Here is a 12,879-nt window from a genome sequence, read left to right as displayed (position 1 = left end):
GGTCAGGAGAAGGGCATGAAGGCATGGCGGCGATCCTGCGCAGGGCTGCTGACGGTGCTGTGGCTGTCGGGTTGCGGTGGTGATGGCAACGACACGACAGCAGAGGAAGAGACGCAGCCTGAACAGCCGGTCGATATCGTGAGTGAGCCAGAAGAAGAACCGGTTGCGGTAGACCCCTTGCCGGTCGAGATCCACGTATCGGCTACGTTACGCAGCGATCGCCGGCTAATGGTGGATGGGGAGAGCAACCTGCCGGATGAGACGCGCCTTCTGATAGTGGTGGAGCGTGAACTGAGCGGAGTGCGTTGGCAGTCACGAACTTCAGTGTCGGAGGGACATTTTGCCGCGGGGCCGTTCGGGCCGGGTAGTGGCCTGCCCGATGGCGGTTACACCATCACGGTCAACTTGGTGGAATCCAGCGTCCAGCCAACCGCCGTACGCGAACGAATCGGTGATGAAGGCGAATATCTCGAGGGCCCGCTGGTCCGGAGTGCTCGCCATGGCCTGGGGCAGGTGGCAAGTTACTCGCGACGCTACCTGATCGGCAGTGAGCCACGTCGGGCCACCGATCAGGTAGAAGTGCTGGAAGTCGAATGAATGCGGTGGCGCCTTCAGGCGCCATCTTTTCGCCAACGAGCCAATAGCCTTCCCACGACCCTCTCGGTCTCATCCAGCGGGATCGGTAACCCCTTGGGGTCGTTTTCGCTGCTGAACAGCAGCTCACCGCTGTTGCCATACTCGAGTCGACCGATATACAGCCCTCCAGCCCCTTCGATCAGATAGCGGCCAGGCTGGTCGCAGTTCTCCGTGGGGCCGAAGGCAGCCAGGTCGCCACTTTCGAGATAATCGAACTGCTCGCCTGGTGCGGGAGTGACGAGGTAGCACTCACCTTGCCAGTCGACACCTGCCAGTATTTCGTTGGATAGCGTGAAGCGATTGGCATTGGGGTCCAGCCATGGCACGGGAGGCTGCCCGCGTAGATAGAGCGGTGCTGGCGTCAACCGAACATCGCCTTCGAGCAGTTGAGCCAGCGTGCAGCCAAGGGCATCCGCCAGCGCAACCAGCCTCTCATGGCCAATTTGCTTGATGGCTCCCGACTCCCAATACGAGATCGTGACGTCAGAAACGCCAACCTTCCTTGCCAGGGCGGCCTTGTTCAGATTTGCCTGCAAACGTAAGTGCTTGATTCTTTCGCCCAATGAATCCATTTCATTAACCTGACGACTGTGGGTACTAAAGAAAGTCGATAGTCAATGATCTGTGTTAACTGTGCAAATTTAACGCGTCAACGATAAATCGACCTTTGGCTGTTGTTCGCTGCATTGGCTAATAAGAATCATTCTATATATGCTTGTCCGCATTGGCTATTGCAAGGACGCCGGTGCGGCTGCCTGTGTCGACTCAGGTGCGTATAATGCCGCCATACGCATACCCGATTGGATAAAGGACCACATGACTGTACGTACTCGCATTGCGCCGTCACCTACCGGCGATCCTCACGTAGGCACCGCCTATATCGCGCTGTTCAATCTCTGCTTTGCGAGGCAGCACGGCGGGCAGTTCATCCTGAGAATCGAAGACACGGACCGGGTACGCTCCACGCTCGAATCCGAGCAGATGATCCTCGACTCGCTGCGCTGGCTGGGGCTGGAGTGGGACGAAGGGCCCGACGTAGGTGGTCCTCACGGCCCCTACCGCCAGAGCGAACGTGGTGACATCTATGCCGAGCACGCCCGTCAGTTGATCGAAGCCGGCCACGCCTTCAAGTGTTACCGCACCAGCGAAGAGCTGGACGAGCTGCGGGAGGCACGCAAGGCCTCCGGCATGCACCTGGCGCTGAAGCCCGCAGATCTGGCGCTGCCTGAGGAAGAGGAGGGCCGGCGTGAGCGGGAGGGTTGGCCGTACGTGGTGCGCATGAAGGTGCCCTCCAGTGGAACCTGCGTGATCGATGATATGCTGCGCGGCCCTATCGAGGTGGACTGGGCGCAGGTGGATGCCCAGATCCTGCTCAAGTCCGACGGCATGCCTACCTACCACCTGGCCAACGTGGTGGACGACCATCTCATGGGCATCACCCATGTGCTGCGTGGCGAGGAGTGGATCAATTCGGCACCCAAGCACCAACTGCTCTACGAGTACTTCGGTTGGGATATGCCGGTGCTGTGCCATATGCCGCTGCTGCGCAACCCCGACAAGTCGAAGCTCTCCAAGCGCAAGAATCCCACCTCCATCAACTATTACCGACGCATGGGGTTCCTGCCGCAGGCGGTCATCAACTATCTGGGCCGCATGGGCTGGTCGATGCCGGATGAACGCGAGAAGTTCAGTCTCGACGAGATGATGGCAAGCTTCGACATCCAGCGGGTGTCGCTGGGCGGACCGGTCTTCGACCTGGAAAAGCTGACCTGGCTCAACGGGCTCTATATTCGTGAGGACCTGGATGACAGGGCCTTCCTCGAGGCGCTGATGCAGTGGGCGTTCAATGAGGAGTACGTGGGTCAGATTCTGCCTCAGGTGCGCACGCGGGTGGAGACGCTGTCCCAGGTGGCTCCGCTGGCTGGTCATTTTTTCAGCGGTGTGCCGGCGATTCGCGAAGACGATTTCGAGGCCGTCAAGCTGGAGCGTGAGGAATTGGTCAAGCTGCTGCAGTTCCTGGTGTGGCGCTTCGAGGCGGTACCGGCCTGGCACAAGGAGACGCTGCTCGCCGAGGTCAAGTCGCTGGCCGGCCACTTCGAACTCAAGATGAAGGATTTCCTGGCGCCTGTCTTCATTGCCATTACCGGCTCCACGGCGAGCACCTCGGTGATGGACGCCATGGCGATCCTGGGCTCCGACGTGACCCGGGCGCGGCTGCGACATGCCATCGAAGTGCTCGGCGGCGTTTCCAAGAAGCAGGCCAAGCGCTTCGAGAAGGAGTTTCGCGAGCTTTGAGTCACGAGCTACGGGCTGCGAGCGACAATCCACCCCGCAGCCCGCAGCCCGCAGCCCGCAGCCCGCAGCCCGCAGCCCGCAGCCGCGCCTGATTTTCCCGCTTGACGAAGGCGGGGTGAATCAGTAACATACGCCCCGTCTTCACGGCACATGTGGGGCCTTAGCTCAGCTGGGAGAGCGCGACACTGGCAGTGTCGAGGTCAGCGGTTCGATCCCGCTAGGCTCCACCAAATCTTCATGTGCCAATCCGTGAGCGACATTGCGTCCCATTCGTCTAGTGGTCCAGGACACCGCCCTTTCACGGCGGGAACAGGGGTTCGAACCCCCTATGGGACGCCACTTCTTCCGATTGCCCCCTCTGTTGGCTCATCGCCTCACTAGTGCTTTTGGCGCTCGGTGTATGAGTGCGTTACGACATGTTTCTTTGCGTGAAAAGCCCATTGAAGAGGCCGTTTTTTCAGCCTTTTAGGCTTGACTTGTCCACTTGCTCAGTGTCTTGGCTTTCCTCCTGTGTGTAATTGCCCGAAATGGCGCTGAGCGAGTGTGCAGCTGCAAAAAATCATAAGTATCAGTAACTTAAAATTGATCAAAAAATAGCCAATCTAAGTAGAAGCCCCTTCTCATGCCGATCCGATGATGTTTTCTTGCGGTTGTGAACAGGGTTATCCACAGAATGTGTGGAAAACGTTCAGGCCGCTGGAGAGCCGTGATTCGCTCCGTGTAAAGTGGGTCCTGTCAAGATCGGTTGGCCACTTTTCTGGTACTTTCTTCTGAGAGGCGTCGCGGATAGGCGACGCCTCTCAGCGTCTAATGGTCGTGAGCCGGCTCAGTCGTCTCCGCGGGTGCGCAGGCGACGCAGCAGGGAGGAGGTGTCCCAGCGCCCGCCTCCCATGACCTGCACATCGCCGTAGAACTGGTCGACCAGGGCGGTGACAGGCAGGCGGGCCTGGAGGCGTCGCGCCTGTTCGAGACAGATCCCGAGGTCCTTGCGCATCCAGTTGACGGCGAAGCCGTGCTCGTATTCGTCGGCGATCATGGTCTTGTGGCGATTCTCCATCTGCCAGGAGCCGGCGGCTCCCTTGGAGATCACGTCGACCACGCGCTGCTGGTCGAGCCCAGCCTGTTCGGCGAAGTGCAAGCCCTCGGCCAGGCCCTGGACCAGTCCGGCGATGCAGATCTGGTTGACCATCTTGGTCAGTTGGCCGCTACCGGCGGGACCCATCAGGCTGACGGCGCGCGCGTAGTGGTCGAGCACGGGCTCGGCACGATCGAAGTCGGCCTGTTCGCCGCCGCACATGATGGTCAGTACGCCGTTCACGGCACCTTGTTGGCCGCCCGAGACCGGAGCATCGACGAAGCCGATACTGCGTTCGCGGCAAGTAGCGTCGAGCTGCTCGGCGAGATCGGCCGAGGCGGTAGTGTGGTCGACCAGCAGACTGCCTGCTGTCATGCCGGAGAGGGCGCCTTGCTCGCCCAGGGTGACCTGCCTGACGTCATCGTCGTTGCCTACGCAGACCAGCACCAGGTCGGCTCCGCGGGCGGCCTCCGCCGGTGTGGCGTGGTGGCTCCCGCCGTACTCTGCGGCCCACGACTCGGCCCTCGCCGCGGTGCGATTGTAAACGCGCACGGCGAGCCCGGCCTGGGCCAGGTGGCCGGCCATGGGGTAGCCCATCACGCCCAGGCCGATGAAGGCGACGGTGGAGATCTGCTCTTGCATTGTATTTCCCTCTCTTGTGGGTGCTGGCTTGATGGTTGCGGCTTGTTGGTGAGATTGCCAGCAAGCCGGCCCGTTAACGGTAGGCCACTACGCAGAAAGCCGCCCGAAGGCGGCTTTCGACTGCGCTGCGACCAGGGCCGCGTCCTGCTGGCTTACTTGGCAGGATAGTCGCGCTGTGTGTGCCCGATATAGAGCTGACGCGGGCGACCGATCTTGTAGTCGCTGGAGAGCATCTCGTGCCAGTGGGAAATCCAGCCGATGGTGCGCGATACGGCGAAGATCACCGTGAACATGTTGGTCGGAATGCCCATGGCCTTGAGGATGATGCCGGAATAGAAGTCGACGTTGGGGTAGAGCTTGCGCTCCACGAAGTACTCGTCTTCCAGGGCGATCTGCTCCAGGCGCTTGGCGATCTTGAGCTGCGGGTCGTCGATGCCCAGTTCGGCCAGGACCTCGTCGCAGGTCTCCTTCATTACCTTGGCGCGTGGGTCGAAGTTGCGATACACGCGGTGGCCGAAGCCCATCAGCTTGAACGGGTCGTCCTTGTCCTTGGCCTTGTCGATGAAGCGCTGGATGTTCTCTTCGGAGTCGTCGCCGATCTCGTCGAGCATCTTCAGCACCGCCTCGTTGGCACCGCCGTGGGCAGGGCCCCACAGTGCCGCGATGCCGGCGCTGATACAGGCGAACGGGTTGGCGCCGGTGGAGCCGGCCAGGCGCACCGTGGAGGTGGAGGCGTTCTGCTCGTGGTCGGCGTGGAGCATGAAGATGCGGTCCATGGCCTTGGCGTAGACCGAGTTGACCTTGTACTCCTCGCACGGGTTGCTGAACATCATGTAGAGGAAGTTCTCTGCATAGCTCAGGTCGTTGCGCGGGTAGTTGAAGGGCTGGCCGACATTGTACTTGTAGGACATTGCCGCCAGGGTCGGCATCTTGGCGATCAGGCGGATGGCGCTGATCACGCGGTCCTCTTCCTGGGTGATGTCCATGTGGTCATGGTAGAAGGCCGCCAGGCCGCCGACCACGCCACACAGGATCGACATCGGGTGGGCGTCGCGCCGGAAGCCCTTGAAGAAGTTGTTGATCTGGTCGTGCACCATGGTGTGGTTGCGGACCCGCGACTCGAAGTCGGCGTACTGCTCGTCGGTCGGCAGCTCGCCGAACAGCAGCGTGTAGCACAGCTCGACGAAGTTGGACTCCTTGGCCAACTGGTCGATCGGGTAGCCGCGGTGCAGCAGTACGCCCTTGGCGCCATCGATGTAGGTGATGGCCGACTGGCACGAGGAGGTTGCCATGAAGCCAGGGTCGTAGGTGAACAGGCCGTCGGCGCCGAGGCCGCGAACATCGACCACGTCAGGGCCCAGGGTGCCTGAGTAGACAGGCAGCTCGATCGTCTTTTCCAGGCCGTCTACCGTCAGTGTCGCTTTCCTGTCAGCCATTCTGGCCTCCTCTCGAAGAACGTTAACTCATTCTTTCGCAAACCCTGTTGAACCGCTGGCCCGCGAAAAAGGTTTGCCCACTATAGAAGCGTTCCCGTGATTGTCAATTAGGCCAAAGCGACCGGCTCATTGTACGAGATGCGTTTTGGTGTATAGCATTTAGTACAAGAAATGGTGCTTTGCACCACTGGAAAGCCCCGCAGCCCGCCAACTGTCGGGCAAGGTCCGTATGAAGGTCTGCATGAAGGTCCGTATGATAGCCGCCTGACCGTGACGCAAGGCTTGTACCATGGTCGAGTCAGGGCGCCGCGCATTTGTCACTGGGGGTTCATGTCCCTATAATCCACACCGCGCGACTGGCAGGTACTCGTTGTCATGCCCGTCCCGGCAGCGGCGAGCCCCCTACCTCAAACCACCGCCCGCTCGAGCCTGGTCCCATCGGTCGTAGAGCGAGCCAAGAGAGTGTGTATAGAGCCGTGAATAGCAAACGACCCGTCAACCTAGATCTCACCACGATACATTTCCCGCTTCCCGCCTTGACGTCGATCGCCCACCGCATCACCGGCGTAATCCTGTTCGTTGGTCTCATCTTCGCCTTCTGGGCCCTCGACAAGTCGTTGTCGTCCCCCGAGGGTTTTGCGGCCGTCAGGGATACCCTGGCCAATAACATCCTGGCGAAGCTGATCGCCTGGGGCCTGTTGTCGGCACTGGCGTTCCACTTAGTGGCCGGTATCAAGCACATGCTGATGGATGCCGGTTTTGGCGTGACCCTTGAAGGTGGCGTGAAGAAGGCACAGGCCACCGTGGTCATTAGTGCCGTCCTGATCATTCTGGCGGGAGTCTGGGTATGGTAACCAACATCACCAATCTGGGTCGTAGCGGCCTCTCCGACTGGCTGATCCAGCGTGTCTCGGCTGTTATCCTGGCACTCTATACGATTTTCATCGTCGCGTACCTGCTGTTCAACCCCGCGCTCGACTATGTTACCTGGAGCAACCTGTTTGCCCAGACCTGGATGCGTATCTTCTCCCTGCTGGCCTTCATTTCTCTTGCTGCACACGCCTGGGTCGGTCTCTGGACCGTGACCACCGACTATCTGAAATCCACGCCCGTGCGCCTCGGCGTCCAGATCGTCATCATCCTGGCCGTTTTCGTGTTCCTGGTCTGGGGCATCCAAGTTCTGTGGGGAGCCTGATTCATGTCTAACATGCGTACCTTGTCCTACGACGCCATCATCATCGGTGGTGGCGGTTCCGGCCTGCGGGCCGCGCTCGAGCTGGCCAAGTCCGGCAAGAAGACCGCCGTGCTGTCCAAGGTTTTCCCGACTCGCTCGCACACCGTTTCCGCTCAGGGTGGGATCACCTGTGCCATCGCTTCGGCCGACCCCAACGACGACTGGCGCTGGCACATGTACGACACCGTCAAGGGCGGCGACTACATCACCGACCAGGATGCCGCGGAATACATGTGCTCCGAAGGCCCCAAGGCGGTCTTCGAACTCGAACACATGGGCCTGCCGTTCTCGCGTTTCGACAACGGCCGCATCTACCAGCGTCCGTTCGGTGGCCAGTCGAAGAACTTCGGCGAGGGTGGCCAGGCGGCGCGCACCTGTGCCGCGGCCGACCGTACCGGACACGCCCTGCTGCACACGCTCTACCAGAACAACCTGAAGAACAACACCACCTTCCTCAACGAGTGGTTCGCGGTCGATCTGGTCAAGAACGCCAACGGCGACGTAGTGGGCTGCATCGCCATGTGCATCGAGACCGGTGAAGTGGTGCACGTCCAGTCCAAGGCCACCGTCATGGCCACCGGCGGCGCCGGGCGGATCTACGCCTCCACCACCAATGCCCTGATCAATACCGGTGACGGTATCGGCATGGCGCTGCGCGCCGGCTTCCCCATGCAGGACATGGAGATGTGGCAGTTCCACCCCACCGGCATCTACGGTGCGGGCGTGCTGGTCACCGAAGGCTGTCGCGGCGAGGGTGGTTACCTGGTCAACAAGGACGGCGAGCGTTTCATGGAGCGCTATGCGCCCAATGCCAAGGACCTTGCCGGCCGCGATGTGGTGGCACGCTCCATGGTCATGGAGATCCTCGAGGGCCGCGGCTGCGGCGAGAAGGGCGACCATGTCTTCCTCAAGCTCGATCACTTGGGCGAAGAGGTGCTCAACAAGCGCCTGCCCGGCATCAGCGAGCTGTCGAAGATCTTCGCCCACGTCGATCCGACCAATGCGCCGATTCCCGTGGTGCCGACCTGCCACTACATGATGGGCGGGATTCCGACCAACGTGCATGGTCAGGCGATCATGCAGGATGCCGACGGCAACGATCACATCGTCAACGGCCTGTTCGCCTGTGGCGAGGCGGCTTGCGTTTCGGTGCACGGCGCCAACCGCCTGGGCGGCAACTCGCTGCTCGACCTGGTGGTGTTCGGCCGTGCGGCCGGTATGTTCATCGAGGGTGCGCTCAACGAGGGTATCGACTACCTCGGTGCCACCGATTCGGACATCGACGCGGCCATGAAGCGCATCACGCGCTGGAACGAGTCCACTGGCGGCGAGTCCGTGTCCGACCTCAAGACCGAGCTGCAGAGCATCATGCAGAACTCCTTCGGCGTGTTCCGCCAGGAGGATCACATGCAGGAGGGCGTCAAGAAGCTGGCCGACCTGCGCGGCCGCATCGCCGAGGCGCATCTGGTCGACAAGTCCGGCGCCTTCAATACCGCGCGCGTCGAGGCACTCGAACTCGACAACCTGATGGAAGTGGCCGAAGCCACCGCCATCGCGGCGCTGGAGCGCAAGGAGAGCCGTGGCGCCCACTCGCGCTACGACTATCCGGATCGCGATGACACCAACTGGCTGAAGCACTCCATGTACTTCCCGGCCGAGAAGCGGGTCGGCAAGCGCGACGTCAACTTCAAACCGAAGACCGTCGACACCTTCGAGCCGAAAATCCGTACTTATTAAAGGGGGAGTCACGAGATGCTTCAGGTATCCATTTACCGCTACAACCCGGAAACCGACTCCGCACCCTACATGCAGGAGTATCAGCTCGACACCCAGGGCCGTGACCTGATGGTCCTGAACGTGTTGGAAATGCTCAAGGCCGAGGACACCACCCTGGCCTTCCGTCGCAGCTGCCGCGAGGGCGTGTGCGGTTCCGACGGCATGAACATGAACGGCAAGAACGGCCTGGCCTGCATCACTTCGATATCCGATGTGGTCAAGGACAACAAGCTGGTGCTGCGCCCGCTGCCGGGCCTGCCGGTGGTGCGCGACCTGGTGGTCGACATGGGGCTGTTCTACAAGCAGTACGAGCGCATCCAGCCGTACCTGCAGAACGACGAGCCGGCACCGGCCATCGAGCGCCTGCAGTCGCCGGAGGATCGCGACAAGCTGGATGGTCTCTACGAGTGCATTCTGTGCGCCTGCTGTTCGACTTCCTGCCCGTCGTTCTGGTGGAACCCGGACAAGTTCGTTGGCCCGGCCGGTTTGCTGCAGTCCTACCGCTTCCTGGCGGATTCGCGTGATACCGCCACCAGCGAACGCCTGGCCGAGCTGGAGGATCCGTTCAGCGTGTTCCGTTGCCGCGGCATCATGAACTGCGTCGCGGTATGTCCGAAGGGGCTCAACCCCACGCGGGCGATCGGCAAGATCCGCGACATGCTACTGGCGAATGCCACTTAAATCGTGGCGCGTAGCTTGCTATCATACTGGCCGCAGTGCGACCGCGACGTCATGTCGCGGTCGGCTCGCAGCCAGCAGCAAGAGAGCCGGTGCCACAGGTACCGGCTCTTGAGCATGAATTGCAAGGATTCCGGCCTCGCGGCTGGAACCGCCGGGAAGAGAAGACGCCCCTCCGGCAGGGCACCAGCCAAGCCGTCGCGGCTGGCCCGCGACGGCGCCGACAACACCCCATCAGTGTAGGGTGACCGAGAGATGCAACAAGGCATAATGGAGTTGATGTGGAACAGCTCCCACGTGAGCGGCAGCAACGTTCACTATGTGGAAGCGCTCTACGAGCAATACCTCGCCGACCCAGGTTCCGTCCCCGACGAGTGGCGGACCTACTTCAATCAGCTGCCGAATGTCGAAGGCAGCGCCTCCCATGATGTCCCCCTCAGTCCCGTACGCGATCAGTTCCAGCAGCTGGCGCGTGCGCGGCGAGCCACGACGGCGGCGGCTGCCGACAGTGGCGAGAGCAAGAAACAGGTCAAGGTGTTGCAGCTGATCAACGCCTACCGCTTCCGGGGTCATCAGAAAGCCGATATCGACCCGCTCAAGCTGCGCAGCCAGGCCCCCATTCCCGACCTCGACCTCTCCTTCCACCAGCTTTCACCGGCCGATCTGGATACCGAATTCCAGACCGGCTCTTTCTTTCTGGGGATGGACAAGGCGCCGCTGCGCGAGATCGTCGGGGCGCTGGAGCAGACCTACTGCCGCTCGATCGGCTGCGAGATCATGCACATCGTCGATACCGAGGAGAAGCGCTGGCTGCAGCAGCGCTTCGAGTCGGTTCGCTCGGCACCCAAGTACAGTGACGACGTGCGCAAGCACCTGCTGGAGCGCCTGACCGCCGCAGAAGGCCTGGAGAATTACCTGGCCTCGAAGTACCCCGGCACCAAGCGCTTCGGCCTCGAGGGCGGTGAGTCGTTCATTCCCATGATGGACGAGCTGATCCAACGTGGCGGCGGCTACGGGGTCAAGGAAGTCGTCATCGGCATGGCCCACCGTGGACGTCTCAACCTGCTGGTCAACATCCTCGGCAAGAACCCCTCCGAGCTGATCGACGAATTCGACGGCAAGAAACTGATCGAGCGCGGCTCGGGCGACGTGAAGTACCACCAGGGCTTCAGCTCCAACGTGATGACGCCGGGCGGCGAGGTCCACCTGGCCTTGGCCTTCAACCCCTCCCACCTGGAGATCGTCTCGCCGGTGGTGGAGGGCTCGGTGCGTGCCCGCCAGGATCGCCGCGACGACTTCGACGGCACCAAGGTTCTGCCGATCAACGTGCATGGCGATGCCGCCTTCGCCGGGCAGGGCGTGGTCATGGAAACCTTCCAGATGTCCCAGACCCGCGCCTACAAGACCGGCGGTACGGTGCACATCGTCATCAACAACCAGGTCGGTTTCACCACCTCGCACCCGCAGGACACTCGCTCCACCGAGTACTGCACCGATATCGCCAAGATGGTTCAGGCGCCGATCTTCCACGTCAACGGCGACGACCCGGATGCCGTGCTGCACGCCACCCAGGTGGCGCTGGACTATCGCCAGCAGTTCAAGAAGGACGTGGTCATCGACCTGGTCTGCTATCGCCGTCGCGGCCACAACGAGGCCGACGAGCCGTCCGGCACCCAGCCGCTGATGTACAAGAAGATCAAGGATCATCCCTCGTCGCGCACCCTCTATGCCCAGCGTCTGGTGGAGCAGGGCGTGGTCAGCGAGGACGAGGCCCAGGCGATGATCGAGACCTACCGCGAGGACCTGACGGCCGGTAACCACGTGGCCAACGCCCTGGTGCAGCAGCCCAACACCTCGCTGTTCGTCGACTGGAAGCCTTACCTCGGCCACGAGTGGAGCGGTTACGCCGACACTAGCGTCGATATGAAGCGCCTGCAGCGCCTGGCCGCGCGCATGTGCGAGATTCCCGACGGCGTCGAGGTGCAGCGCCAGGTGGCCAAGATCTACGAGGACCGCCGCAAGATGCAGGCCGGTGGCCTGGGCCTGAACTGGGGCTTCGCCGAGACCCTGGCCTACGCCACGCTGCTCGACGAGGGCCATCCGGTGCGTATCACCGGCCAGGACGTGGGTCGCGGCACCTTCTCCCATCGCCATGCGGTGGTCCACAACCAGAAGGATGGCACCACCTACGTGCCGCTGCAGCACATGTCCGACGGGCAGCCGCGCTTCACCATCCACGACTCCTTCCTCTCGGAGGAAGCGGTGCTGGCGTTCGAGTACGGCTATTCCACCACGGCACCCAACGACCTGGTGATCTGGGAGGCGCAGTTCGGCGACTTCTTCAACGGTGCCCAGGTGGTGGTCGACCAGTTCATCTCGTCGGGCGAGACCAAGTGGGGCCGGTTGTGCGGCCTGACCATGCTGCTGCCTCATGGCTACGAGGGGCAGGGGCCCGAGCACTCCTCCGCGCGCCTCGAGCGCTTCCTGCAGATGTGCGCCGAACACAACATGCAGGTTTGCGTTCCCACCACGCCGGCGCAGATCTTTCACCTGCTGCGCCGCCAGGTGATCCGCCCGCTGAGAAAACCGCTGGTCGTGATGTCGCCCAAGAGCCTGCTGCGCCACAAGGAGGCGACCTCCAGCCTCGACGATCTGGCCAATGGCCATTTCCATATGGTGCTGCCGGACCAGGGCAACCTCGACGCCCAGCGCGTCAAGCGCGTCGTCATGTGCGCCGGCAAGGTGTACTACGACCTGGCGGCCTGGCGTGCCGAGAACGAGCGTGACGATACCGCCATCGTGCGCATCGAGCAGCTCTACCCCTTCCCCAAGGAGGAGCTCTTCGAGGCGCTCAAGGATTACGTCAACCTCGAGAGCGTGGTGTGGTGTCAGGAGGAGCCGCTCAACCAGGGCGCCTGGTACTCGAGCCAGCACCACATGCGGGCCGTGGCCGACATGCTCAAGGGTGGCTTGGGCGGCGAACTCAAGTTTGCCGGTCGCCCGGCATCGGCGGCACCCGCGGCGGGCTACATGTCCGTGCATACCGAACAGCAGCGCCAGCTGGTGGAAGACGCCTTCAATCTTTGAGGCGACCCACCGGGACGAGA

General features: G+C 62.0%; 10 protein-coding genes and 2 tRNA genes. 9 read left to right on the top strand and 3 right to left on the bottom strand.

Features of this window, described 5'->3' with window-relative positions; all coding sequences use genetic code 11:
- The first annotated feature begins 15 nt into the window (after positions 1–15).
- Positions 16–597, top strand: coding sequence for a hypothetical protein (locus tag ACUY1T_RS11460; RefSeq protein ID WP_446022863.1), 582 nt, complete (start codon positions 16–18; stop codon positions 595–597).
- 14 nt (positions 598–611) lie between these two features.
- Here ACUY1T_RS11460 and ACUY1T_RS11455 read toward each other — a convergent pair whose 3' ends face one another.
- Entirely contained in the window at positions 612–1,208 is a 597-nt protein-coding gene (locus ACUY1T_RS11455; protein ID WP_446022861.1) for a helix-turn-helix domain-containing protein, read from the bottom strand.
- 244 nt (positions 1,209–1,452) lie between these two features.
- Between ACUY1T_RS11455 and gltX the strand changes: the two genes are divergently transcribed.
- The 3 genes from gltX to ACUY1T_RS11440 all read left to right on the top strand — a co-directional run bounded on the left by gltX (position 1,453) and on the right by ACUY1T_RS11440 (position 3,270).
- Complete coding sequence (gltX, locus tag ACUY1T_RS11450; RefSeq protein ID WP_446022860.1) at positions 1,453–2,931, top strand: glutamate--tRNA ligase; 1,479 nt, start codon at positions 1,453–1,455, stop codon at positions 2,929–2,931.
- Between the two features lie 154 nt (positions 2,932–3,085).
- Positions 3,086–3,161: transfer RNA gene (locus ACUY1T_RS11445), tRNA-Ala, on the top strand.
- A gap of 33 nt (positions 3,162–3,194) precedes the next feature.
- A tRNA-Glu gene (locus ACUY1T_RS11440) sits at positions 3,195–3,270 on the top strand.
- Positions 3,271–3,757: 487 nt separating this feature from the next.
- Here ACUY1T_RS11440 and ACUY1T_RS11435 read toward each other — a convergent pair.
- The gene (locus ACUY1T_RS11435; protein ID WP_446022858.1) at positions 3,758–4,648 is read right to left on the bottom strand and encodes an NAD(P)-dependent oxidoreductase; all 891 of its coding nucleotides are present in this window, start codon (positions 4,646–4,648) and stop codon (positions 3,758–3,760) included.
- Between the two features lie 152 nt (positions 4,649–4,800).
- A complete protein-coding gene (gene gltA / locus ACUY1T_RS11430; protein WP_446022856.1) occupies positions 4,801–6,084 on the bottom strand; it encodes a citrate synthase in 1,284 nt (427 codons plus the stop codon).
- A 476-nt stretch (positions 6,085–6,560) separates the two neighbouring features.
- Here gltA and sdhC point away from each other — a divergent pair, with 476 nt between their 5' ends.
- The 5 genes from sdhC to ACUY1T_RS11405 all read left to right on the top strand — a co-directional run bounded on the left by sdhC (position 6,561) and on the right by ACUY1T_RS11405 (position 12,859).
- A complete protein-coding gene (sdhC, locus tag ACUY1T_RS11425; RefSeq protein WP_446022854.1) occupies positions 6,561–6,938 on the top strand; it encodes a succinate dehydrogenase, cytochrome b556 subunit in 378 nt (125 codons plus the stop codon).
- Positions 6,932–7,279, top strand: coding sequence for a succinate dehydrogenase, hydrophobic membrane anchor protein (gene sdhD / locus ACUY1T_RS11420; protein WP_446022852.1), 348 nt, complete (start codon positions 6,932–6,934; stop codon positions 7,277–7,279). The genes sdhC and sdhD overlap by 7 nt, the downstream gene beginning before the upstream one ends.
- A 3-nt stretch (positions 7,280–7,282) precedes the next feature.
- Positions 7,283–9,055, top strand: coding sequence for a succinate dehydrogenase flavoprotein subunit (gene sdhA / locus ACUY1T_RS11415; protein ID WP_446022850.1), 1,773 nt, complete (start codon positions 7,283–7,285; stop codon positions 9,053–9,055).
- Between the two features lie 15 nt (positions 9,056–9,070).
- The gene (locus ACUY1T_RS11410) at positions 9,071–9,775 is read left to right on the top strand and encodes a succinate dehydrogenase iron-sulfur subunit (RefSeq protein ID WP_446022848.1); all 705 of its coding nucleotides are present in this window, start codon (positions 9,071–9,073) and stop codon (positions 9,773–9,775) included.
- Positions 9,776–10,027: 252 nt separating this feature from the next.
- Entirely contained in the window at positions 10,028–12,859 is a 2,832-nt protein-coding gene (locus ACUY1T_RS11405) for a 2-oxoglutarate dehydrogenase E1 component (protein ID WP_446022846.1), read from the top strand.
- The last annotated feature ends 20 nt before the right edge of the window (positions 12,860–12,879 follow it).

The sequence above is a fragment of the Billgrantia sp. Q4P2 genome, from assembly GCF_052806135.1.
This window is presented reverse-complemented; position numbering and strand designations above follow the sequence as displayed.